Genomic DNA, 24,667 nt, shown 5'->3' with positions numbered 1-24,667 from the left:
CAAGAAACACACATTACGTCGGTTACTTACGTAGAAGCTACCACAACTGATTACCAGACCCGCAGGTCAATTTTTTATACATAGATCAATGCAATATTTGCTTCCTGTTGCAAGACCGAAAGCGCCCCGCCGGAACGTTTCGCCAGGTTTCTGACGAAAAACCCATGCACAGTGCGCGGATCAAGCTCATCTGCAGATACTTCGTTTTCAAGCACATTCATCACTTCGGCACGTAATGCCGCGCGCTTGCCTTCTGCACGGACCGTTGTGCGGCCACCGGAGTCGTGCGTAACAGAGATTGTCCCACCGAACGGCAATGCCTCACGGGCCAGCATGACCATATTCAAAACAACACGTCCATGCGATGGATCAAATGCAAGGTCCTGCCAGTCAAGCGTCACCTTGCCTTCCGCCTCATAAGCATGGCGCGCAGCATCGCGCATAGAGGCGGTATCAACACTGTTGCCTGCCCGACCAAATGCCAAACGAAACAATTGCAGGCGCCGTGCAGCTTCAAGGCCACTTTTGCGCATCAACGCCAGTGCTTCATCATCGGAAACACCTTCTTCGCCCATCAGTTCGGCCCCGGCATTTACCGCACCAACCGGCCCGACAAGGTCATGACAAATGCGCGAACTGATCAACTCGATCAGCGTCATCTCAAGGGCGATGTCATCATCCATTGCGGCGGTACTCCAAGGTGTTTTTTCTGTTCACCGCATTGCGTCCCCAAACACAATGCCCGTTTCCATAACCGGCCACGACGGACACACGACCTGCTACGAAGCGCCAAGATTGCCCCTGATATGTTAAGAGCTTATTTAGCCAATGCGAAATTTACAGCTTGATAGGTTGAACGCATCCTGCATTCATCAAGATCATCGCAGTTGATAACCTGCCCGTCTGCGACGTCGCACCACCCGGCAAATTTTGCCGCCCAGACGTCAAATGCCCCAAACGGCGCAAGTCGTGCTTGCCTGTTTGGGCAATCTGCATTTTCATCATACCCTGATTTATGCGTTGATTTGTGTCCCCGGCATGATGAGCCTATATAGAAACCATAGACACGGCAGACAGAGTACCCAATGGATTTTTTGCTAACACCCGGCACCATCGTTCGCCATCCCAATCAACCCGATTGGGGGCTGGGCCGCATTCAGGCCGTTGATGGGGATCGCATCGCGGTTAATTTCGAAGAAGCCGGGCGTCAGATTATTCGCCCGCGCCATGTCGTTCTGGAAATCGTCGAGGCGGCAATCGATTACGAATAAGACCGCCCCGATCCGGATCGCCACATTTGGGCACATCATAAAGCCCTGATTACGCTGCCCCTTGGCATGTGAATTGCTGACACTAAATTATTAATGAATTCCGCGTATTAAATGGGCTTATTCTGACAAGATAAATGCACCATTCATCTGCGCAACCGTCTTAACCGAGGTCTGGACAGCTTTATGATTGCAGTCAACAAACCACCACGTGACAGCTTTAAGCAGCGCCACCACGTCGCCGCCTTCTCTGTGCTGGAACATTTTGCCCAGGGGCTGGTGCATCATGCCCGAGACCATGGCGGTGTGCTTACCGAAGAACAAATTCTAAAAGCCGTCGACAGCCTGCGCGATCAGGAAAACCTGTTTGACGGGGCATGGTCCGTGCTTGAAAGCGACATGGAATCGATCAAGGCCCGCGAAAAGGCTGCGGTGCGCCACGATCCATTCGGCCGCCTTTTGGTCAGCCGTTTTGAATACCTTCTCGAAGGTGGTGAGGCTGGCGACCTTGAACATGGTGCTTTGTCGCGCAGCATCCTGCAACCCTTCTTCAAGGTCATCCGCATGATGGTCGGCATGGATATGCTTCAGGAAATTGACGGCGAAATCCACGCCATCATCGAAGCCCACGCCGATGAAGACGACGAACTGCGTGATCCAACCGAATATTGGGACCATCTGGCCAAGGAACCTGCTGTTGCGTTGCGCATCAATCTGGTCTTTGCCCGCATGGCCCTACATTTCAAGAATTACGAGCATCGCAAAAAATGGCTCATGCAGTTGGTCAATGACAACCTGCCGTCAGGCGCGGACAATTGGACCTTTACGGAAACCCATTGCATTCTGATGCTCCATGCCCTGTTCCGCGATGTGCGCGAAACCCTTTCTGTTCCCGAACATTCGGCTGAACTGGTGGCAAAGCTTGGCAGTGAAAATGTCGCGACCCTGCGTACCGTGGTTAAGGCGATTGAGAACGACTATGCCGTGCTCAAAAAGGAAGGCTAACGCCATTTGACGCGCGCCAAGGCAGAAATGCCGTTACCCCACGGTTACCCGCAAATAGCTTACAAAAGCCGCGTCCGATATGTTGGGCGCGGTTTTTTCGTCCCCGTGTCGTGTGGTATATGATGATATCCCACCTGACGGAAAGGTGATCGGACGCGATTGAAACAGACTGGTCAAAACCGGGTCTGCTATGCAACAGTCAGCGTCCCGAAGATTGTATTTTAAACAAACGAACAGTGCTGAGCCCCACGCCATGACAACACCGCTGATCGATAAATATGGCCGCCATGTTTCCTACCTGCGCGTTTCGGTAACCGATCGCTGCGATTTCCGCTGCACCTATTGCATGGCGGAAAACATGACGTTTCTGCCAAAATCAGAAGTTCTTTCACTCGAAGAACTCGATCAGCTCTGCACGGCCTTTATCAATCGCGGTGTGCGCAAACTGCGCCTGACGGGCGGCGAACCACTGGTGCGTCGTGGCATCATGGATTTGATTGCTGATTTGTCACGCCATCTTAAAACCGGCGCGCTCGATGAATTGACCATGACCACCAATGGCAGCCAACTTGCGACCTATGCCGATGATCTGGCCCGGCTTGGCGTCAAACGGCTTAACATCTCGCTCGATAGCCTCGATTCACAAAAATTCACCGAAATCACCCGCCGTGGCCGCCTTGAACAGGTGCTGGCCGGGCTTGAAGCCGCCAAACAGGCAGGCATTCACATCAAGATCAATACCGTCGCCCTTCGCAATTTCAACGAAGACGAAATGTCACGCCTTGTCGCGTGGTGTGGCAAAGAAGGATTTGATCTGTGTTTGATCGAAACCATGCCGCTTGGCGACATTGACGGCGACCGCACCGATCAGTATTTGCCGCTAACCGTGGTGCGCGAACGGTTGGAGCAGGAATACACCCTGATCCCGTCCGAATATGTCACCCCCGGCCCGGCACGCTATACCACCGTGGCCGAAACCGGCGGACGTCTGGGCTTTATCACGCCGCTGACCCATAACTTCTGCGAGGGCTGCAACCGTGTGCGCGTGACCTGCACCGGCACGCTTTATATGTGTCTGGGTCAGGAAGACCACGTTGACCTGCGCGCGGCCCTTCGCACCGGCGATCCGCGCGCCCTCAATCAAATGCTGGATGCCGCCATGGTCCTCAAACCCAAGGGCCATGACTTTGTCATCGACCGCAAAGGTGCGAAACCTGCTGTCGGTCGGCACATGAGCATGACGGGCGGTTAAGCAGCTCCGGCAACTTTTGGAAGCTGCCGGAGGGTTTCATCGTTTATGTCTGTGACAAACGTGTTCACACGCTATCAGCATCACGCAACAAAAGATCAATCGAAAGCCCCGGACCGGACCTGCCATTGGTCAGGACCGGTTCGCAGTTTTCATTGATGCGCGATGCAATGCGTTGGCGATAGCCACTAAAGCGTTTTGATTCCACCACATCAACCGGCTCATCAAGATGCACCTCGACGCGAAACACGCCGCCAACCGGTGTGGCGGTCACGCTGCGGATTAATCCGGTGACCGCGTGGCCAAGGTATGATCCGGCAAAGCGTTTACCAATGCCAAGATCGGCGACATTGGTCGGGATGTTACGCCGTGCCATGGCGATGGCCGTGTTCCAGTCACGATACCCATGACTTTGCGCCAACAGTTCGAGCGAGCTGGCATGCGAGATTGAGACATCGCGCGCGGCCAGGGCTTTGCGCAGGCGTTTTGCCTGTGCCTTGAACTGTTCGGTGGCATCCGTGTCGATATCGGCACGGTTGATATTTAAGGTATTTGAAGTCATTCATCGTCTCCATACAGGAGGCCGGGCGTCCGCGTTGCCGGGCCGTTGCCTGATCTGGAAACGGGTCCGATACATTTCATCTGCGTCACTTTACCAAAGGCATAAACCTTGCGGACGGCGGGTGTGCGCAACCCTGTTTCGCTGTTTAGCCAATTATCGCGGGCAACACAAGCATTAGCGCATCTTCAAGCAATGATGCTTAATCGATGCTGCGCAGAAATTGACAGCGCCGGGGGCAACAACATATACCAAACAAAACAGATCCCATCGAACGGGCAGATGTGCCGCTCGATCTATTATAAGGAATAAACGCCATGGCCATGGAAGCCTATGAAATTGAAAGCATGATCAAGGAAGCGCTGCCCGATGCACAGGTCCGCATCGAGGATTTGCGCGGCGATGGCGATCATTATGCGGCAATTGTTGTCTCTGAGCAGTTCCGCGGCAAAACCCGCGTGATCCAGCATCAGATGGTCTACTCCGCGCTTAAGGGCAAAATGGGCGGCGATCTGCATGCGCTGGCGCTGCAGACATCGGCCCCAGACTGATCGTCTAAACCACTGCCACCACCATCGTCGACATGACGAAGATTTTCGACATCTGCCCACGCCACCATGACCGGGCCGATGTCAGACGCTTACGGGCGCCGGATACAGTTCGGCGCCCTTCGTCTTGAAGCTCGACCAAACCTGCGTACCCATCCCGGCCGACCGTTGTTGCCAGCCGGACACAGCCTCATTAACGGATCACGGCCCAACACCCATGTCATCAACCGAAAAACCAGCATTAGTCGGCGCAGGCCCCCTCGCCGGACTTGGCGCTTTTGTCATCTGGGGCACCTTTGGCCTGTATTTCAAACTGGTCGGTTTTGCCGGGCCGCTTGAAATCCTGTCCCATCGTATCGTCTGGTCAGCGGCCCTGACACTCGTTCTGGTGTTTGCGCTGGGAAAACGTAAACAGCTCTGGGCGTTGATTTCATCATCCAGAACACTTGGCTTGCTGTTTCTCAGCAGCCTTCTGGTGGCGGGAAACTGGGTGATTTACATCTGGGCGATCAATAGTGGCAACGCGCTGGAAGCCAGCCTTGGCTATTACATCATGCCGTTGGTCATGCTCATTCTGGGGCGGATTTTCTTTGGCGAAAAGCTCAACCGGATTCAGATGCTATCGGTGGCGATTTGCACCGTCGGGGTTTTGAACCTTCTGGTGTTTTATGGCCACCTGCCATGGATTGCGCTCAGCCTGTCTACCCTGTTTGCCTTTTACGGTGTGATCCGCAAATTTGTACCCGCCGATCCGATTGCCGGTCTTTTTGTTGAATGCGCTCTGCTTACGCCGGCCTCCCTGATTTATTTGGTCTGGCTGCAACGCCACGGTGAATTGGCATTTGGCAATATCGGAATTGAACAGGACGCACTGTTGATCGGGCTTGGCATCTGCACGACGATCCCGCTTGTGCTGTTTGCCTTTGCCGCACGCAATATGAAGTTTTCCGCTCTTGGTCTGATGCAGTACCTCAACCCGACGATACAGTTCATCATCGCGGTTATGGTCTTTGGCGAGGCTTTCACCACAGCCCATATGGTGACGTACACCTTGGTTTGGATCGGACTTGGCGTTTACAGCTGGGATAACCTGCGCACAGCACGCCAAAATCGCCGCAAGAGTTGACAGAACCGCAGGTTCCAGCCATATCTTCGACCATAAAGTTTAACTATTCCCGCGGCGGAAAAATCCCCGCCCAAAGCCAAGGACAATCATTATGACCGACAATCCGGTTTTCGAGCGTATCCAGAAGGACATCAACGATAACGATATCGTCGTGTTCATGAAGGGGACTGCCATGTTCCCGCAGTGTGGTTTCTCTGCTGCTGTTGTTCAAGTCATGGCTGAACTTGGTGTTCAGTTCAAAGACATCAACGTTCTGGTTGACCCGGCAATCCGTCAGGGCATCAAGGACTTTTCAAACTGGCCGACCATTCCGCAGCTTTACGTCAAGGGCGAGTTCCTTGGTGGCTGTGACATCGTCCGTGAGATGTTTGCATCGGGCGAATTGGCCCAGCACCTCAAAGAAAAGGGCGTTGCGGTTGCGGCCTAAGGCACCTGACCGGCATCCCAAAGAATTTAAAACGCGCTGTGCTTTGGCCAGCGCGTTTTTTCATGCATGCATGTCACCAATGCGGTCGGCCTTGACGCATCATCTTACGCGCCAACGCCACACCTTTTGCGATCATAGCCGCATGTGTCGTGAAACTATTTCTTGATGCTTGTCCGAAATGTCCCCATCTTTGTCAGATAGAATTCTGCGCGTAACAGGGGACAATGAGCGGGATGAAATCAGCAATCAAAACAACGATCTGTCTGGCACTTTGGCTTTTTGCCATTTGCGTCATCACCCCGCCTCCCCCCGCACATGCGCAAATGGCCGCCGTTGCCGCGATGGCCGGTTCGGGCGATGATGATCAGACCAGCATTGATCAAGCACCCCCCACCGACGATGTCGCAGCAAACACCTTTAGCTACTACGGATTCCTTGACGCGGGTGTCGCGCGCACCAAAGAGCGGATTGAACGCACAATAGAAGGCCTCTCGGCCTTCCCTGATGAACTTGATGCCACTGGCACCTTCATGTCGTCTGACATGGGACGCACCGGGCTGATGAAGTTGATCCTCTTTACCGCTGTTTTTGTTGCTGTCGGGGTGATTGCTGAAATCATCTATCGCCGGGTGGCTGCTCCGATGTGCGCCCATCTTGAAGCTCAGTCCCCCGTTAAATTTGCGGATCGTCTCAAACAGATTGTCACGCTTTGTGTTCTGTCGCTGCTTTCGCTTGGTGTGTTTGCCATCGGATCGATCGGGACGTTCATGATTTTTGACTGGCCGCCGATTATGAAAAGCGCGCTGATGTCGCTTTTGATGGCGTTCTTCCTGCTGCGTATCCTCATGATCGTTCTTCAGTTCCTGTTCGCACCCAAGGCTGAAGGCCTGCGCATGATCAATGTGGATCCGGATGCTGCCGCAGTCCTGACCCGCAGCCTGACACTGGCCGCAGGCGTTTCACTGTTTTCCTTTGGCCTGGCCGGTGTGTTTAGTGCCGCGCCCACCATGGTTCTGGGCGATATCATCCTGTTTGATATTGCCGTGGTGATTTCGGTGATTTCATTTTGCGTGGCCGCTGTTTCGCTTGGCCGCTTTTTTGCTGCGAACAAAGTCAGCGGCAATGTTGAAAAGCTTGCCTTGCCAACGTCCATCGCACGGCTTTGGCCCGTCATTGTCTGTGCTTGGCTGGTTCTGGTTGGTGGCGTTGCGGTCATTGGGGCCGAACGGATGCTAAAGGCCCTGCTGGCGATTGGCCTTGCCTGCCTGTTTGATGTCATCCTGCGCAACATCATCGAAAGCCAGCATCACAAAAAGGTCCTGATCGCCGATCAGGAAGCCGCCGACAAAAATGCCGCCGCACTGGCACATGCGACCGAACATGACGAAGAGTTCGAACCGGTAAAACCAAAACACCCGGTCTTTACCAAGGTTCTTAAACGTGGTGTGCGGTTGCTCGCCCTTGTGTTTGTTCTGGCCAGTATGTGGCGCATCTGGGGTCTTGATCGTCTTGCCACGGCCAACGATGCCGGGATACTTGCCCGCATCATTGATGCCTCGACCGAGATCATCATGATCTTGCTGATTGCTGATCTGATCTGGTCGCTGATCAAGGCCTTCCTTGATGAACGCATGAACGCCTCAGGAGGCGATCACGGCGACGGTGAAGGCGGTGGCACCGGCCTATCGCGGATTGAAACGCTGCTGCCGCTGCTTAAGAACTTTTCCTTCACGGTCATCGTCATCATGGTCACCATGGTCACATTGTCCTCGCTGGGCGTTGATATCGGCCCACTAATTGCCGGTGCTGGCGTGGTTGGTCTCGCCCTTGGCTTTGGCAGTCAGGCGCTTGTGCGCGACGTTGTGGCGGGTGTGTTCTTCCTGCTGGATGATGCGTTTCGGCTTGGCGAGTATATCGAGGTGGAAAACCTGCGCGGACGGGTGGAAAACATCTCGATCCGCTCGATGCAATTGCGCCATCACCGCGGCCCGCTTCAGACCGTACCGTTTGGCGAGATTAAATCCATCGTCAACCACAGCCGCGATTGGGTGATTGTCAAACTTGAATTCCGCGTGCCGTTCGAAACCGACGTCAACAAGATCAAAAAGCTGATCAAGAAACTCTCGGCTGACTTGCTGGAAGATCCGCTGATTGGCGACAGCTTCATCGAGCCACTGAAATCGCAAGGCGTGCGTCGGATGGAAGAGTTCAACATGGTCATCGGGTTGAAATACACCTCAAAACCGGGCGAACAATTCACCATCCGCAAAACCGTCTATCAAAGCGTGCTGGCGATGTTCAAGGAAAACGGCATCCAGATGGCATCGCGCAATGTGAAGGTCGATGTGCCGCCCGATGCCACGCCCGAACAAAAAAGCGAGGCTGTTGCCGCTGCGGCCCAGCAGGCCTCCGAACAACTCAACGCGTCAAAATCGTAACCAGTCGGTTCGATCCCAACATCGCGAACATAAAACAGCCCGGTGCCGTCCATCTGCACCGGGCTGTTTCGTATGTTGGGGGCCGCTGGCCGCACCCTAGGGCGCAATCGCCAAGCCCTTCGTAAAACAGGGATGTTAGCGCTAACATGTCCTAAGACGCCGATCCTTTAGACAAACAAAAACGCCCGCTGTTTCCAGCGGGCGTTTTTGTTTGGATCGTCGCGAAATCCGGTAAGGATTAACGCGAGTAGAATTCGATGACCAGGTTCGGCTGCATCTGAACCGGGTAAGGAATTTCTGCGAATTTCGGTACGCGAACGAAGGTGCCTTTGAAGGCCTTCGCGTCAACGTCGAGATATTCCGGAACGTCACGTTCGTTCAGGGTCGCAGCTTCGATAACCATCGGGATTTCACGTGAAGCCTGTTTGACTTCAACAACGTCACCTTCTTTAACGAGGAATGACGGAATGGTTACTTTCTTGCCGTTGACAAGAATGTGGCCGTGGTTAACGAACTGACGTGCAGCAAAAACGGTCGGAACGAATTTCATGCGGTAGATCACAGCATCAAGGCGCTGTTCAAGAATACCAACGAGGGTTTCGGAGGTATCACCCGGACGACGCGATGCTTCTTTGAAGTAACGCAGGAACTGTTTTTCAGAGATGGAGCCGTAGTAGCCTTTGAGCTGCTGTTTGGCAAACAGCTGGATACCGAAATCGGTCGGTTTTTTACGGCGGGTTGCGCCGTGCATGCCCGGTGCATATTCGCGCTTGTTCAGCGGCGATTTTGCACGGCCCCAAAGGTTCACACCAAGGCGGCGGTCAATCTTATGCTTTGCAGCAATACGTTTCGACATTTGATAACTCTCTTTTTTAAGATCACTTTATTGTCCCGATAGTTTCCGTAACCCCAAACGCTTTAACAGCAGGACATACGGAACGGGGACGAAAACACCTGTTTCGACCCACTTTCTCGGAAGTGAGGCGCAATATAGAGATGATTGACCAAGAGTCAAACATTAATCACCGCATCCAAGCCCTGCATTTCTGCCGGTCTGTGCCGCTTTGCCTGACGCCATAGGTATGCCCGACATCGCCTGTTTGTGCAATTGGCTGGCTGCCTTTGCATAACCCTTTGGCAAAAAAACATCATCCCTGCTGAAACCCGAAGGCAACCTTGTGCGTACCTTCGCCCGTAACGCGCTCAAAAACAGGAATGATCAATACGAAATCCGCTCTTGGGATCGAATTTGAAAACCGGGTTGCGTGGCAAAGTGCGCCGATAAAAACAATGCGCCACGCAGGCAGACTGACAAGGACACGTTTTACATGATTAAGAAATCCATGATGGTATTTGCCGCTTCTGCGATTGCACTGACACTGGGTGCATGCGCCAATGACATGAAATCTGAAAGCTCAATGGCGGGCGAAAAGATCGTAATGGTCGGGGGTGCCCCGATGTATCCGTCCAAAAACATTGTTGAGAATGCGGTAAATTCCGCAGATCACACAACATTGGTTGCCGCGGTTAAGGCGGCGGGTCTGGTGGACACTCTGGCAAGTGCCGGGCCGTTCACCGTCTTTGCACCCACCAATGCCGCCTTTGACAAACTTCCTGCTGGCACGGTTGAAACCCTGCTGAAACCGGAAAACAAGGCGACCCTGACCAATATTCTGACCTATCACGTGGTTCCGGGCACCATGACCGCAGCCGACCTGATGGAAAAAACCAAGGCCATGGGCGGGATGTATAAAATGACCACTGCATCCGGCGGCACGATTACCGCCGAGATGAAAGACGGTGCACTTTATATCGTCGATGCCAAAGGCCAGTGGTCAAAAGTCACCATTGCCAATGTCATGCAGTCCAACGGTGTGATCCATGTGGTCGATACCGTCCTTCTGCCGGGCTGATTGGCCGTACCTGATCACGCTGCTAAATCGTCTGGCACTGCGCGGCTTTAACCTGTTGCAAAGCCCCCAGACGAAGACACCCGGCCACGTAGGCCGGGTGTCTTATTTTGGCAATTTTTCTACGTACTGACACAACAGTACAGATCAATCTTCTGGCTTGTACTTTCCACCGCGCATCGCAACAATCATCCCGCGCAGGGTCTGGACTTCCTGATGGGTCAGGTTGGACCGGTTAAAAATATTGCGGATGTTGCGCGCCATATTGGGGCGCTTGGCTTCAACACGGTAAAACCCGGACTCATAAAGTTCGTGTTCAAGATGAACAAACAGCCGCTCCAGATCTTCCTTGGTGGCCGGGAACGTATCATTCATCAGCATCTGATAATCGGGCACGTCAACACCAGCCTGCCACCATTCATACCCGATCAATAAAACCGCCTGCGCAAGGTTAAGCGACGTAAAGCCGGGGTTCAATGGCACGGTAACAACCGCGTCGGCCATCGCAATATGTTCGTTGCGCACCCCTGTCCGTTCCGGCCCAAACAACACGCCAACCTTTTCACCCTTGGCGACAACGCTGCGCAATTCAGGTGCCAGTCCCTTGGGCGTAAAGACCGGTTTAATTGCATCGCGGGTGCGCGCGGTGGTCACATAAACCCGGTTTAAATCGGCAACCGCATCTTCGTCGCGCTCAAACACCTTGGCATTGTCGATCACGATGTCAGCACCGGCCGCATTCGCAGTTGCGCGTTCATTGGGCCAGCCATCGCGCGGGCGCACCAGCCGCAGATCAACCAGCCCGCAATTGAGCATCGCGCGCGCGGCTTTGCCGATATTATCGCCAAGCTGCGGTTCAATCAGAATGATCACTGGCGGATTGGCAATGCCACCCGTTTCGGGAATAGCAGCACCTCGGGCGTCGCTCATCGCGTGGTTTCTCCGGTCGTCAAAGAAAGTCTGGGTACCGACATTCGGTCAATATTGGCGTTTCTTTAGCAAAAGCCAACTGGCAACGCCAGCATCCTTTGCGCCCCCACTCATCCCCAAAACAGCAAAACGGCCAGACAGAAAACCTGCCCAGCCGTTTATAAAGAGATCATCTGTCTTGAGCGAACGTCTTAGCCGTGCTGGCTGCGCACGCCGGACTTAAACAGCTTATAGGTAATTGAATCACGCAATGCGTTATAGGACGCCTCGATAATGTTGGTTGAAACACCAACGGTGGCCCAGTTGTTGCCCTCCGCATCGCGGCTTTCGATCATCACACGCGTTACCGCACGTGTGCCATCCCCGCGCGTTATAATGCGGACCTTATAATCGATCAGTTCGATCTGTTCGACCGCATCCCGATATTCCGGCACCGTCAACAGCACCTTACGCAGCGCTGCATCAAGGGCGTTGACCGGCCCATTCCCCTCGGCGACCGACATGAATTGATCATCGCCGACAACGACCTTTACGGTTGCTTCGGACATGGTGATGACCTGTTCATCCTGCTCATCGCCCCAGCGCCGTTCATCAATCACCCGAAATGATGTGACGCGGAAATACCGGTCAAGCTCACCCATGGCTTTGCGCGCCAGAAGCTCAAAACTGGCCTCGGCCCCATCATAGGCATAGCCATCAAATTCGCGCTGTTTGACATTTTCAACCAGCTTGCCGACCGCTTCGGATTTCGGATCGACATCCACCCCGATTTCACGGAACCGTGCCAGAATGTTTGACCGTCCCGCCTGATCGGACACCAGAATATGGCGCTGATTGCCAACCAGTTCAGGTTCGACATGCTCGTAACAGGCCGGGTTCTTTTCAACCGCGGACACATGCAACCCGCCCTTATGGGCAAAGGCACTATCCCCAACGTAGGCGGCCTGACGGGTTGGTTCGCGGTTTAGCCGTTCATCAAGAATATGAGAAATCCGGCGCAACTGGGTCAGTTGATCTTTGGAAACACCAACATCAAATCCCATTTTCAGCATCAGGGTCGGAATGATCGAAATCAGGTTGGCGTTGCCACACCGTTCCCCCAATCCATTCAACGTTCCCTGCACTTGACGCGCGCCGGCACGGACGGCGGCCAGTGAATTGGCCACCGCATTTTCCGTATCATTGTGGCAATGAATGCCAACGTGGGCACCGGGGATCTGGCTGCAAACGTCGGTCACGATGTCGAAAATCTCGTCGGGCAGCGTGCCACCATTGGTGTCACACAAAACAACCCAGCGTGCCCCAGCTTCATAGGCCGCCTTGATCGCGGATAACGCATAGTCGCGGTTGGCTTTATACCCGTCAAAGAAATGCTCTGCATCGAACATCACTTCGGACACTTTGGTTTTAAGGTGTGCGATGGAATCCGCAATCATCGCAAGGTTTTCATCAAGTTCGATGCCCAAGGCCTCGGTCACCTGAAAATCCCAGCTTTTCCCTACCATGCAGACAATCGGTGCATTCTGCGCCAAAGACGCAAGCCCCGGATCATTCGATGCCGACCGCCCGGCACGGCGCGTCATGCCAAAGGCCGTCAGCTTGGAATTCTTCAATTTCGGCGGATTGGCAAAGAATGCATCGTCCGTTGGATTGGCGCCGGGCCACCCGCCTTCAATATAGTCAATCGACAATTCGTCCAGCGCCTTGGCAATTGCGGTTTTATCCGCTGCCGAAAAATCCACGCCCTGGGTTTGCTGCCCATCGCGCAAGGTACTGTCATAAAGATAGACGCGCTTGTCTGACATATTCATTCCAACTGATCGTAGTCTTTCGAATCCAGAAACCGACCGGTCCCGGTGGGTCAGGCAAATTGCCGGAAAAGTGCCATCAGCGCAACAGCATTACGCAAATCCGACAATCGGAGCCGTTTTCCACTCATTTCGGTGAAAATACCCCTCTTTAGGATAGCAAACCTGTCCCCTTGGACTGTTGCACCCCTCCTAATTCAATGCTTAACTCTACCATACATTGCAAAGTGTTTGGTTACTGCTCCACCAATTGATGTAACCATCCACTGTCAAAGGACAAACGCCATGGCATTGAAAGCCACCACCGGCATCGACGTCATGATGCTTGCAGGACTGACTTGGGAAAGATCAGGTAAGAACTGCTGGACGGCAACGGACCGGTTTGCCCATTACACCATTTTCCGCGACATTGACCAACGCTGGTACGGCGAATGGGAACGTGACGGGGAAAAAACCCGTGCCGACTGGTCATGCCCCATTTTGGAAACCTTTGCCGAATATATGGTTGATCACGCACGCCGTCAGCCAAACGAAAACGCCCACTAAGCCTACGCCATTGGACGCGCTTTACCTCTCCTCGCGACATCACCGTTTTTGATCATTTATGTGCGGCCCATGACGTGCGCCCGACAGGAAAATGACATTTTTTCTGTTATGTGATCGATGATCTGTTCTTGCGTTTGCTGTCACAGCGATTATGTGATGGACCATCACACGGTTTCATAACGCAAGGAAAATTCATGACGGACGCCATCCCTTTGCAGATCGACATTGTTTCAGACGTGGTCTGCCCATGGTGCATTATCGGCTATAAAAACCTAGAAGAGGCCGTTGCGCGGCTGGATGGACAAGTTGACATCACAGTCCGCTGGCACCCGTACGAGCTGAACCCGAACATGGCGCCAGAAGGTCAGGACCTGTCCGAGCATATTACCGAAAAGTACGGCCTCACGCCCGATCAAAGCACCGACAACCGTGCGCGCATCACCATGATGAGCGAAAATGTCGGCTTCCCGATCCATTTCAGTTCCGACAGCCGCATCTACAATACCTTTGATGCCCACCGCCTGCTGTATTGGGCAGGGAAAGAAGGCAAAAGCGGCCAACAAACCGCGCTGACAATGGCCTTGTTCACGGCCTACTTCCAGGATGCCGAAAACCCAAGCGATCATGGCGTTCTAAACCGTGCCGTCGAAGAAGTCGGCCTTTCGCCGGAACGTGCTGCTGAAATTCTGGCGAGTGACGAGTTCGCCAAAGAAGTCCGCGCCGAGGAAGAAGAATTTGGCAATGCCAGCATCAGTTCGGTACCGACTTATGTGGTTAATGGCAAGTTCGCCATTTCCGGTGGCCACCCGCCAGAAGTCTTTGAACAGGCGCTGAGCGAAATTGCCCGCCAGGGCGATGATATTCTGGCTGATGCAGAGGCCGACCAGTAAGCATTACAGAGCTGAACGCCCCATAAAAGAAGAGCCCCAGCAAAATGCTCGGGCTCTTCTTTGTGCTTGGGATCAATGCGAAGCATCGAAACCTAGGGCAGGTAATCGGCCATTTCGGCATTAAAGTAGGTTTTCGACCGTGGGCCAGTGATGATCGGATCAATCCGGCGCACGCATTCCTTGTAATGCTCGGTCTGGCGATGTGCCTGAAAATCTTCTTCAGAACGAAACACTTCATAGATCATGAATTTGTGCTTGTTTTCGGGATCGCGCAGCACGTCAAAACGAAGGTTCCCCTCTTCGTGCGCGCGCGTTCCTTCGTAATTGATACGGAACGCTTCGATAAACTCATCGACATGGCCCGGTTTAACTTCGATATGCACCATTTGTACAAGCATGATGTGTCCTGTTTTTGTTTCTTGCATGTAAATCAATTTCTGTGCGCGATTACTTATAGTCCCGGCGCCTTCCACATAGAGGTCGTCACCCCCTGATCAACCAGTTGGCGCTGTGCGGCATATGCCTGCGCCCAGCGATCCCCCAACTGGTCATAGTCGGATTTAAGGGCCGCATTGGGCTCAAACGTGTTTTCCCAACGCACCCATTCCCGACCAAGCGCTGCCAGATCGTCATGAATCCCACCGCCAACAGCGGCGGCGGCGGCACAGCCAAGCGCGGTTGCCTCCTTGATCACCGGCGTCGCGACTGGAATACCGGTGACATCGGCCAGCATCTGTGACCAATGCGGGCTTTTCGCCGCCCCTGCGGCAAAGACGATCTTGTCCGGGCGCTGACCACTAAGTGCGAAAATCGCATCAAGATTACGGGCCGCAACAATGCAGGCGTTTTCCTGCAACGCACGGAACAAAACAGCCTTGCCCGATTTCGCTGGATCAATACTCAGGTTCAAAAACGAAGGTGCAGCGTGATACCAACTGCCATAGCGCATCACATCGGAAAAAATCGGAATCACCCCATGCGCACCAAGCGGCACCTCTTTCGACAATTTTTCAAGAAGGGTATAGGCCTTGCCCGGATCGTCGACCTTGGCCAATTCTTCCTGGCCAAACGCATCACGGAACCAGCGCATTACTGCGCCGACAAAGAAGCTGATGGCTTCGGCTTGATTAAGCCCGGTGATCACATGCGGGTTGATCCGCAGGTTCATTGATGGATCGATGAGACTGGAATCAACATTGACAATCTGCTGCCAGAACGTGCCCCCCAGAACGGCACAATCACCAATCCCGGTAACACCAAGCCCCGCCGTGCCAAGCTGGCAATCGCCACCGCCGACAACAACGGTCGTCTTGGTCGATAACCCGGTTTCCGAAGCGGCCTTTGGCGTGACATGACCAACGGCCGTTCCGGTTTCATAGGCAGGCGGGAAAATATCATCGCGCAGGTCCACCGCGCGCATGGCATCGGGCAACCAATTGCGTTCGCGCAGCCCAAAAATGCCTGTTGTCCCGGCATTGGACGGATCAGACGCAATCACCCCAGACAGGCGCGCCACCACCCAATCTGACAGCATCGCAATGCGATCAATCTGATCGTAAATATCGGGCATCTGCTGGCGCAGCCACAAAAGCCGTGGCAACGCACCAAGCGCAAAGGTCTGGCCGGTTTGTTTATAAAGGTCTTCTTCAACGCCGGGATATTCGTCTTTAAGTTCGCGCACCTGATTGACCGCCCGGCCATCGACATTGGCACAAGCCCAAATTTCCCGACCGTCTTTGTCAAACGCGACAATGGCCTCACGCATGGATGTTGCACTGACCGCGGCAATATCATCGCCGCTGATCTTGGCTTCTGACAGGGCACCCGCGATACAATCGCAAATCAGTTGCCAGTTGCCATCAACATCGAAATCCATTGAACCGGGAAAACGCAGATCTTCCTTGTGCCACCATTCACGTTGGCACGATCCGCGTTGATTTCCGTCTCGATCAAACACTACTGCCCGACCACTGCCTGTTCCGGCATCGATCGCAAGCAGGTAATCACCCGCTGACATTTCCTAGACGTCCTCCAACAATTTTTCTGCCGTTTTTTCATCCGTGATCAGGATGTCGACATATTTTCCTTTAAGGGCGGCACGAATGGCGCGCACCTTTGCTTCCCCGCCGGCGGCGGCGATCACATTTTTGGATTTATTCAGCGATGCCAGACGCGCACCAATCACCCGCTCATGCAGTGAAAGGTCCAAAACATCGCCGTTATCATCGTAAAATTGGCACAGAATATCGCCCACAGCGCCCTTCCGGCGCAGGGGTTCAACTTCATCGGGCGTGACATAACCGCTGCGGACAACGGTCGACTCGCTATTAAGTTCGCCAATCCCGACCAGCTGATAAGCCGCATTCATCGCCATTTCGAGAACATTGGAAATGCCCGCTTCCCCCATCAGGGCCGATGCCACTGACGGGTCCGACACCACAAGTGGGGCGGGCAAAAGATGGACACTACTGCCCCAGTTGGCGGTGCGCATACCATCGACATAGGTCGCCACACCGCCGGTCAAACTGACCAGCGACACATTGCGTTCATTTGCCATATGGCCAAGACGCTGGATGGTATGACTAACCGTCGAGCCCCAGCCAACAGCAAGCAAATCATCATTGCCCAAACGCTGCATCAGAAACTGCGCCGCCGCTTGACCCAGCCGTTCATTCAGATCGCCATTTTCAAGATTGGGCACAACCCGCACTTCGCGAAGCCCCCAGACATCTTGAAGACGCTGTTCATATTCAAGGCACCCTTGATGGCGCGAATTAATTCGGACTTGAATGATCCCGGTGCGTCGGCCACTTTCAAGCATGCGCGAAACCTTGATCCGCGACAGGCCAAGCTTGTCGCCGATTTCGCCCTGGGTCATGCCGTCGTTATAGTAATACCATGCGATACGGGTCAGAGTTTCCTCTTCCGCGTCTGCATAACTCCAATCACTTCCTTCCGACGCCATAATCCGTATCCCCAAATTTTCATATGTTGTTCATTTGATTATTCATAAAACAAATGATCACGTCAACCATTGTCAGCACTACTAAAAATGGCAACGCTTCATGCTGCAATGCAGCACCAATTTTCACTGATTACTGGCAGATAATTGCCGATATATTAAAAAATCATGGTTGTTGACGGATTTGGAATCCTATGATCAAATGTTTTTCATAAAAACAAATGAACAGGCTTCTAGGGATGGAAAACAACATAACACCCCGGACATCGGTCCGTGTTACCGACATATGGAAATCCTATGGCGGCACAGCGGTTCTTAAGGGGATTAACATCGAATTGCTTGCAGGGCAGGTTCACGCGCTTTTGGGCGGGAACGGTGCAGGTAAGTCGACATTGATGAAAACCATTGCTGGTCTGGTCAGCCCGGATCAGGGTTCGGTCGAAATCAATGAACAGGTGCTCGGCACCCCGTCCCCTGCGGCGGCACAGGCCCTTGGGCTTTATCTGGTCCCCCAAGAAGCCCACATCCTGCCCAATCAATCTGTTTTGGAAAATATCTGCCTTGGCCTTAAGGCCAAACCGCGCGCGCTGCGGGCACAGGCAGAAGCCCTGCTGCGCGATCTTGCCGTATCGCTTGATCTTGATGCGCAGGCCGCCACCCTTGAAATTGCCGACCGCCAGATTGTTGAAATCATGCGCGGGCTGATTCGCAAGGCCAGCGTTCTTATTCTTGATGAACCGACATCCGCCCTGACCCCGCACGAAGCAAACGCACTGTTTGATCGCGTCCGTCAGCTTCAGGCACAAGGCGTTGGCATCTTCTTTATTTCGCACAAGCTGCGCGAAATTCGCGAAATATGCAGCGTCATTAGTGTTCTGCGCGATGGGGCAATTGTTCTGTCGGGCGCGCTTTGCGATTACGATGACAACCACATCGTCGAAGCCATGACCAAAACTGTGCAATCGGCGGCCCCAACCGCACGTGCCGATGCGGATATCGATTTTGACACCCGCGACGTGGTGCTTGAAATCGATGGTTTTAGCGGCGAAGGATTTCGCGACATTTCCTTTAATGTCCGGGCCGGTGAAATTGTCGGTCTGGCTGGGGTTGTGGGGGCGGGTCGTTCGGAATTGGCCGAAACCCTGTTTGGCTTGCGCGATGCGCGCAGCGGCACACTCCATTTACATGGCGCGCCACTGACCAAACGTTCCCCACGTGATTGCGTTGATGCTGGGCTGGTTTATCTGCCCGAAGATCGGCAGCAAAACGGCCTGTTCCTTGAAGCTTCCCTTGCTTGGAATATGTCGGGCTACACCATGCATCGCCTTGGCTTTTTCCCAAAACGCAATGCTGAAACAACGGCATTTAACACGTTCCGCGAAAGCCTTGGCATCAAATGCGAAGGCGAAGATCAGTCCGCTGGGCGCTTGTCTGGTGGTAATCAGCAAAAAGTCCTGCTGGCCAAATGCCTTGCCGCCAATCCCAAGGTTCTGATTTTGGATGAACCTACACGCGGTGTGGATGTTGCGGCGCGTAACGATATTTATCGTCTGATCCACGAACTGGCCGCCAAGGGCCTCGGGGTTGTTTTGATTTCATCGGACTTTGACGAAATCGAACAGCTTGCCGACCGGGTTGTCGTCATGGCGCATGGCCTGCAGTGCGGCGCACTCGAACGTGATGCCGTCACGGTTGATGCCATTGCCCATCTTGCCTTCGAGTCCGGGAGCCCTTCACATGCTTGATTTCTTCGCACGCAACCGTGTGGCGACCCTGTGTGCCGTAACCGTCCTTGCATTCCTGCTCATCGGGGCTGTCGCACCGGGCTACTTGTCGCTTTCGACCGCATCAGTTGTGATGTCCAACAGCCTTGTTTTGATGTCGGTCGCACTTGGCACCATGCTGGTCATCCTGACCCGCAATATTGATGTTTCAAGCGGATCGGTACTTGGCCTAAGTGCCGTTGTACTGGGCCTTATGCTGAATGACGGTCACAGCCTTGGCGTTGCGATCATCGCCTGTCTTGTGACCGGTGCGGTTGCCGGGCTGATCAATGGTCTTTTGGTCACCATGCTTAATGTGCCATCGATCATCGCGACATTGGGCACCCTTGGCCTGTTTCGCGGTGTGATGCTGATCCTGACCGGTGGCAACTGGATCGAAGAACTGCCGCAATCGCTTAAGGGATTGGCGATCAACGGCCCGTTGGGCATTTCCATTCTGACGGTGGTTGTCGTTGTCGCACTTGTTGTTGTTGGCTTTTGCGTTCGCCAGACCCGATTTGGCCGCTATTTCTATGCTGTAGGCGATAACCGCGAAGCATCCCGCCATCTGGGTATCCCGGTTAAACTCGTACAAATCGCAGCCTTTGTGGCCGCGGGGATCCTCGCGGCCATCGCCGGAATGATCTTTGCGGCACAGATCGGCTTTATCCCCAATCAGGCTGGCAACGGACTGGAACTTAAAGCCATTGCTGCCAACGTTCTGGGTGGCGTCAGCCTTTTGGGCGGGACCGGCACGGTTCCGGGCATTTTCGTCGGTGTGATTTTCCTAACTTCCATCGACAGTGCGCTGGTGTTCCTGAAAATCCCGGCCTTTTGGAATGATTTCATTGCCGGTGCCGTGTTGCTGTTGGTGCTGCTTCTGGATGGGCGCGTGCGCATGGCCGTTGACCGTGCGATCCGTGCCAAACGCTATGCAGTTCATCACCACGGCCCGAGCCCAACCAACATCGACCAACCCGATACATCCAATCCATCCAATCGCGACGGCGCATCCGCGTCCCGCCCGCAGGAGGCAGGTGAATAATGAAACGCTATGTTCTGCGCTGGGAAACCGCCCTTCTGTTCATGCTGATTGCTGAATTTGCCATCTTTGGCATGATCAATCCGCGTTTTCTGAACCTGTCCAACCTGCTCTATAGCACCAGTGACTTTGCCCAGATCGGCATTGTTGCCCTGCCCCTGACCATTGTGATCATCGCTGGCGGAATTGACGTATCCTTTGCATCGGCAGTTGGCTTGTGCGCCATCGTGTTTGGCATAGCCAATTTCTTTGGCATGCCGTTGCCGATTTCGATTTTGGCATCGCTTTTGACCGGTGCGATGGCAGGCCTGTTTAACGCCACCATGATCCATGTGTCACGCATTCAGCCGCTGGTGGTCACCCTTGGCAGTCTGTATCTGTTTGGCGGTGCGGCAACGGTTCTGTCGGGTGTTGTGGGTGCAGGCGGCTATGAAGGGATCGGCAACTTCCCCGATGTCTTTACATCCTTTGCCTATGTTGAACTGGCCGGTCTGCCCGCACCGTTTTTGGTGTTGCTGATCGAAGCCCTGATCTTGTTTATCGTTTTGCACTATTCGCGCTTTGGCCGGTCGGTCTTTATGTGCGGGCTAAGCGAACATGCCGCGCGCTATAGCGGCCTTCGCATCAAAACGATCCAAACCATCACCTATGTCCTGACCGGCGTTTTTGCTGCGGTCGCAGGGCTTGTTTTGTCATCCTATTTTGGATCGGCGCGTGTTGATCTTGGCACGGCGACATTGTTGCCCGCCATCACGGCGGCCGTTCTTGGTGGGGCTTCTATTTACGGTGGGCAAGGGTCGATTGTCGGCACCCTTCTGGCCACCCTGGTCATCGGTTATCTGCAGCAAGGCCTGCAAATGAGCGGTGTTCCCAGTCAGATTTCCAGTGCGCTCTCAGGTGCGTTGCTGGTGGTTGCGGTCGCATTGCGCCACGGAAGCGCAGTGTTGGCCGATTTTATAGCTGCGCGAATAATGGCGACGAACCGCAAACGCGCAGCATCATGAGGAGGAAAGAAATGTCAGGAAAAACTTTTAAATGGATGACGGCAGCGGCCTTCGCAGGCTCGCTTCTGGCAGCAGCTCCGGCCTTTGCCGAAAACCAGATCGCGTTCATCCCGAAACTGGTGGGCGTTGGCTTCTTCACCAGTGGCGGCAATGGTGCGACCACCGCTGGTAAAGAACTTGGGATTGATGTCACCTATGACGGCCCGACCGAACCAAGCGTTTCCGGTCAGGTCCAGTTCGTGAACAACTTCGTCAATCAGGGCTATAATGGCATCATTTTATCGTCCGTCTCCCCCGATGGTCTGTGCCCGGCTCTGGAACGCGCGATGAAACGCGATGTCCTGGTCATGACCTGGGACAGCGACGTGAAACCAGAGTGCCGCAGCTACTATGTCAACCAGGGCACCCCGGAACAGCTGGGCGGTCTTTTGGTCGATATGGCCAATGACGGCATCACCAAAGAAAAGGCAAAAGTCGCCTTCTTCTATTCCAGCCCGACCGTCACCGACCAGAACGCATGGGCCAATGCTGCCAAGGCCAAAATCGAAGCAGAACATCCGAACTGGGAAGTTGTTACCACCCAGTATGGTTATAACGATGCGCAGAAATCGCTTCAGACTGCTGAAAGCATCCTCAAAGCTTATCCGGATCTTGATGCCATCATCGCACCGGATGCCAATGCCCTTCCGGCGGCCGCACAGGCGGCTGAAAACCTCGACCGCGCGGGCAAAGTCGCCATCGTTGGCTTCTCCACCCCGAATGTGATGCGTCCATACGTCAAACGCGGCACGGTGGAACGTTTCGGCCTTTGGGACGTCACCGAACAGGGTAAAATTTCGGTCTATGTTGCCAACCACGTTCTTGATAACGGCCCGATGAATGTTGGCGATACGCTCGACATTCCGGGTGTTGGCACCGTTGAAGTTTCCCCGAACAGTGTTCAGGGTTACGACTACGAAGCAGACGGCAACGGCATCATCTTGCTGCCAAACCGCACTGTCTTTACCAAAGACAATATCGACGATTTCGATTTCTGATCTTTGGATGAACGGGTACGGCCCTCCTGGGGGTGGGCCGTACCCGGATTTTCTTGCTGATTTTTTGATAGATTTACGGATACAGCCCGATGGAAAACCTTTGGAACGATAACGACGCGGCACACTATGCCAACGAAGCCAAAACGGCCGGTCAACCCGAAGCATTGGGCTTGCGCGTTTATACATCCCGCATCATTGGCGAGGTTGCCGATCTTGTTTTGCATGGCGGTGGCAATACATCGGTCAAAGTAACCGACAGCGATAGCAACGCCATCATGCATGTCAAAGGCAGCGGCTGGGATCTTGAAACCATCGAAGCCCCTGGCTTGCCAGCCGTGAAGCTCGCCCCGCTTCATGCCGCACGCAAAGAAAAAAAGCTGTCAGACTCTGAAATGGTTGCCCTTCTGCGCAGCAACCTTCTGGACCCCTCCGCGCCAAACCCATCGGTCGAAGCCTTATTGCACGCCTATCTGCCATTTGACTTTGTCGACCACACCCATTCGACCGCTGTCTTGGCCCTTGCCAACCAGGACAAATCCGAAGACATCATGCGCGAAATCTACGGCGACCGTCTGGCATTCCTGCCTTATGTGATGCCGGGTTACGACCTGTCGATTGCGGGTGCTGATCTATTTGATCGCTTTCCCAACTGCGAAGGTCTGTGGCTTAAAAACCATGGATTGTTCACCTTTGGCGATACCGCCAAACAATCCTATGACCGTATGATTGATTTCGTCACCGATGCGGAAAATTATCTGGCCGCCAAGGGCATTTCCCTTCCGGGACCAGAAACATCAGATCGCGATCTTGATCCGGCCATCGCTGATAAACTCAGCACCGCCCTTCGTGCTGACGGATCGCCCTTTGCCGATGCCATCGGAATGGATTTCCGCAGCACGCCATCGATCCGCACATATCTGTCAAACGATGACCTTGAAACCATCGCGGCACGCGGTACGGCAACCCCCGATCACGTGATCCGTATTAAACCATTCCCGCTAATCATTGATGCCGATGCTAGCCTTGACGACATCGCATCCGCGCTTGCGGACTACAAATCCCGCTACCGCGCCTATTTCGACCGCAATGCGCCCAACGCCAGCGAAGAAAAAGTCATGCTTGATGCTTGGCCGCGCATGGTCTTGATCAAGGGTCTTGGTCTTGTTGGACTTGGCGCCAATGACAAAGCTGCGCGCATCGCAGGCGACCTTGGCGAGCAAACTGCACGCATCATCAATGCCGCCGAACAAGTCGGAACGTTCCAGCCGATCAACGAGGCCGATCTGTTTGATATGGAATACTGGTCGCTTGAACAGGCAAAACTTCAGAAGAAATAACTCCCGCGGCTTCGGTGTTTTTCCCTTTGTTTCACACCAAAGCTTAGCAAACTCCCTTGACCCCTGCCTTTTGGCGGGGGTTCTTTTTTTGCATGCTCGACAGGTGGGAATGACCGGCATAGTCTTTGATACTACCACCGCCAAACAGGAATGCCCCCATGCCTGAGCTTACTGAAATTACACAATACCTGCCCGGTATTTTGCTATCGTACCTTGCCTTGCTTGTTGGCGTCGTCAGCCCCGGCCCGGCCTTGCTTGGACTGATGGGTGTTTCACTTGATCGCGGACGCCTTGCGGGGCAAAGCTTCGCCTTGGGCATCGGCACCGGATCTTTTTCCATCGGACTTTTAACCCTGACCGGGTTGTCTGCGGTCTTGGCAGCCTATGCAGATGCGATGACCGCCATTCGTATTTTTGGTGGGCTTTATTTGCTGTGGCTGTCGTATCGCGCATTTCGCACCGCCTTTCGCAAACCCGTTCCCGCCAGTGCAAATGACGATGTTCCGGCAAGCGATCCGATCACACGCAAAGGCTATTACCTGCGCGGGCTGGCATTGCATCTTACCAATCCAAAGGCAATCCTGACCTGGATCGCGATCATTTCAATCGGCTTTACCCATGGTGCACCGCTTTGGGTGGGAGCTGCCATCGTGATCGGGTGTGGGATGATTTCAACCTGCATGCATCTGATCTATGCTACCGCCTTTTCAACCGCCCCGGCGATTTCGATTTACCGGCGTGCCGCCGGATGGATCAACGGGGTACTTGGCGTTTTCTTTGCCATGGTCGGTATCAGGTTGCTGTTTAATCGATAAAGT

At 54.0% G+C, this 24,667-nt stretch carries 24 protein-coding genes; 16 read left to right on the top strand and 8 right to left on the bottom strand.

Annotation, left to right across the window (positions count from 1 at the left end):
- Positions 1-74: 74 nt before the first annotated feature.
- On the bottom strand, positions 75-683 hold the full coding sequence (locus COO92_RS10595) for a histidine phosphotransferase family protein (protein ID WP_101301989.1): 609 nt from the start codon (positions 681-683) through the stop codon (positions 75-77).
- A gap of 402 nt (positions 684-1,085) precedes the next feature.
- On the opposite strand from COO92_RS10595, the gene COO92_RS10590 reads away from it, so the two are divergent.
- The 3 genes from COO92_RS10590 (at position 1,086) to moaA (ending at position 3,525) form a co-directional block, all read left to right on the top strand.
- Positions 1,086-1,271, top strand: a complete 186-nt coding sequence (locus COO92_RS10590; protein ID WP_022731831.1) for a DUF3553 domain-containing protein — start codon at positions 1,086-1,088, stop codon at positions 1,269-1,271.
- Between the two features lie 183 nt (positions 1,272-1,454).
- A complete protein-coding gene (locus COO92_RS10585) occupies positions 1,455-2,273 on the top strand; it encodes a hypothetical protein (protein WP_101301987.1) in 819 nt (272 codons plus the stop codon).
- Between the two features lie 253 nt (positions 2,274-2,526).
- Positions 2,527-3,525: a GTP 3',8-cyclase MoaA gene (gene moaA / locus COO92_RS10580; protein ID WP_206186393.1), complete on the top strand. Its 999-nt coding sequence runs from the start codon at positions 2,527-2,529 to the stop codon at positions 3,523-3,525.
- Between the two features lie 64 nt (positions 3,526-3,589).
- On the opposite strand, the gene COO92_RS10575 is transcribed toward moaA, so the two are convergent.
- Positions 3,590-4,084, bottom strand: coding sequence for a glyoxalase superfamily protein (locus tag COO92_RS10575; RefSeq protein WP_101301984.1), 495 nt, complete (start codon positions 4,082-4,084; stop codon positions 3,590-3,592).
- A 314-nt stretch (positions 4,085-4,398) separates the two neighbouring features.
- On the opposite strand from COO92_RS10575, the gene COO92_RS10570 reads away from it, so the two are divergent.
- The 4 genes from COO92_RS10570 to COO92_RS10555 all read left to right on the top strand — a co-directional run bounded on the left by COO92_RS10570 (position 4,399) and on the right by COO92_RS10555 (position 8,620).
- Complete coding sequence (locus tag COO92_RS10570) at positions 4,399-4,632, top strand: BolA family protein (RefSeq protein ID WP_101301983.1); 234 nt, start codon at positions 4,399-4,401, stop codon at positions 4,630-4,632.
- Between the two features lie 214 nt (positions 4,633-4,846).
- Entirely contained in the window at positions 4,847-5,755 is a 909-nt protein-coding gene (gene rarD, locus COO92_RS10565; RefSeq protein WP_101301981.1) for an EamA family transporter RarD, read from the top strand.
- Positions 5,756-5,846: 91 nt separating this feature from the next.
- The gene (gene grxD / locus COO92_RS10560) at positions 5,847-6,182 is read left to right on the top strand and encodes a Grx4 family monothiol glutaredoxin (RefSeq protein ID WP_022731825.1); all 336 of its coding nucleotides are present in this window, start codon (positions 5,847-5,849) and stop codon (positions 6,180-6,182) included.
- A 233-nt stretch (positions 6,183-6,415) separates the two neighbouring features.
- Entirely contained in the window at positions 6,416-8,620 is a 2,205-nt protein-coding gene (locus tag COO92_RS10555; RefSeq protein ID WP_101301979.1) for a mechanosensitive ion channel family protein, read from the top strand.
- 238 nt (positions 8,621-8,858) lie between these two features.
- Here the strand turns inward: COO92_RS10555 and rpsD are convergent, their stop codons facing one another.
- Positions 8,859-9,476: a 30S ribosomal protein S4 gene (gene rpsD, locus COO92_RS10550; RefSeq protein WP_022731823.1), complete on the bottom strand. Its 618-nt coding sequence runs from the start codon at positions 9,474-9,476 to the stop codon at positions 8,859-8,861.
- A 472-nt stretch (positions 9,477-9,948) separates the two neighbouring features.
- Here rpsD and COO92_RS10545 point away from each other — a divergent pair, with 472 nt between their 5' ends.
- Positions 9,949-10,533: a fasciclin domain-containing protein gene (locus COO92_RS10545; RefSeq protein WP_101301977.1), complete on the top strand. Its 585-nt coding sequence runs from the start codon at positions 9,949-9,951 to the stop codon at positions 10,531-10,533.
- A 144-nt stretch (positions 10,534-10,677) separates the two neighbouring features.
- On the opposite strand, the gene COO92_RS10540 is transcribed toward COO92_RS10545, so the two are convergent.
- On the bottom strand, positions 10,678-11,460 hold the full coding sequence (locus COO92_RS10540) for an RNA methyltransferase (RefSeq protein ID WP_101301976.1): 783 nt from the start codon (positions 11,458-11,460) through the stop codon (positions 10,678-10,680).
- 191 nt (positions 11,461-11,651) lie between these two features.
- Complete coding sequence (cimA, locus tag COO92_RS10535; RefSeq protein WP_165792321.1) at positions 11,652-13,265, bottom strand: citramalate synthase; 1,614 nt, start codon at positions 13,263-13,265, stop codon at positions 11,652-11,654.
- 288 nt (positions 13,266-13,553) lie between these two features.
- Here cimA and COO92_RS10530 point away from each other — a divergent pair, with 288 nt between their 5' ends.
- The gene (locus COO92_RS10530) at positions 13,554-13,814 is read left to right on the top strand and encodes a hypothetical protein (protein ID WP_022734021.1); all 261 of its coding nucleotides are present in this window, start codon (positions 13,554-13,556) and stop codon (positions 13,812-13,814) included.
- Between the two features lie 194 nt (positions 13,815-14,008).
- Positions 14,009-14,704 (top strand): DsbA family oxidoreductase, encoded by a 696-nt coding sequence (locus COO92_RS10525; RefSeq protein WP_101301972.1) that lies wholly within the window; start codon positions 14,009-14,011, stop codon positions 14,702-14,704.
- Between the two features lie 92 nt (positions 14,705-14,796).
- Here COO92_RS10525 and COO92_RS10520 read toward each other — a convergent pair whose 3' ends face one another.
- Genes COO92_RS10520 through COO92_RS10510 form a run of 3 tightly spaced genes read right to left on the bottom strand, consistent with a single transcriptional unit; the run spans position 14,797 to position 17,669 of the window.
- The gene (locus tag COO92_RS10520; protein WP_101302566.1) at positions 14,797-15,102 is read right to left on the bottom strand and encodes an antibiotic biosynthesis monooxygenase; all 306 of its coding nucleotides are present in this window, start codon (positions 15,100-15,102) and stop codon (positions 14,797-14,799) included.
- A 53-nt stretch (positions 15,103-15,155) separates the two neighbouring features.
- Positions 15,156-16,721 (bottom strand): autoinducer-2 kinase, encoded by a 1,566-nt coding sequence (gene lsrK / locus COO92_RS10515; protein ID WP_101301971.1) that lies wholly within the window; start codon positions 16,719-16,721, stop codon positions 15,156-15,158.
- Between the two features lie 3 nt (positions 16,722-16,724).
- A complete protein-coding gene (locus tag COO92_RS10510; RefSeq protein ID WP_101301969.1) occupies positions 16,725-17,669 on the bottom strand; it encodes a sugar-binding transcriptional regulator in 945 nt (314 codons plus the stop codon).
- 236 nt (positions 17,670-17,905) lie between these two features.
- Here COO92_RS10510 and lsrA point away from each other — a divergent pair, with 236 nt between their 5' ends.
- From lsrA to COO92_RS10480, 6 genes are all read left to right on the top strand, one after another.
- On the top strand, positions 17,906-19,411 hold the full coding sequence (gene lsrA / locus COO92_RS10505) for an autoinducer 2 ABC transporter ATP-binding protein LsrA (protein WP_101301967.1): 1,506 nt from the start codon (positions 17,906-17,908) through the stop codon (positions 19,409-19,411).
- Complete coding sequence (lsrC, locus tag COO92_RS10500) at positions 19,404-20,474, top strand: autoinducer 2 ABC transporter permease LsrC (protein ID WP_101301965.1); 1,071 nt, start codon at positions 19,404-19,406, stop codon at positions 20,472-20,474. Before lsrA ends, lsrC begins: the two co-directional genes overlap by 8 nt.
- A complete protein-coding gene (locus tag COO92_RS10495; protein ID WP_101301964.1) occupies positions 20,474-21,475 on the top strand; it encodes an ABC transporter permease subunit in 1,002 nt (333 codons plus the stop codon). The genes lsrC and COO92_RS10495 overlap by 1 nt, the downstream gene beginning before the upstream one ends.
- A gap of 11 nt (positions 21,476-21,486) precedes the next feature.
- A complete protein-coding gene (gene lsrB / locus COO92_RS10490) occupies positions 21,487-22,512 on the top strand; it encodes an autoinducer 2 ABC transporter substrate-binding protein LsrB (protein ID WP_206186392.1) in 1,026 nt (341 codons plus the stop codon).
- An 89-nt stretch (positions 22,513-22,601) separates the two neighbouring features.
- Complete coding sequence (locus COO92_RS10485) at positions 22,602-23,849, top strand: class II aldolase (RefSeq protein WP_101301962.1); 1,248 nt, start codon at positions 22,602-22,604, stop codon at positions 23,847-23,849.
- A gap of 158 nt (positions 23,850-24,007) precedes the next feature.
- Complete coding sequence (locus COO92_RS10480; protein WP_101301961.1) at positions 24,008-24,664, top strand: LysE family translocator; 657 nt, start codon at positions 24,008-24,010, stop codon at positions 24,662-24,664.
- Positions 24,665-24,667: the final 3 nt, after the last annotated feature.

This window comes from Thalassospira lohafexi, assembly GCF_002844275.1.
Lineage (GTDB): Bacteria > Pseudomonadota > Alphaproteobacteria > Rhodospirillales > Thalassospiraceae > Thalassospira > Thalassospira lohafexi.
The sequence above is the reverse complement of the archived record's forward strand: the minus strand, read 5'-3'. Positions and strand labels throughout refer to the sequence as shown.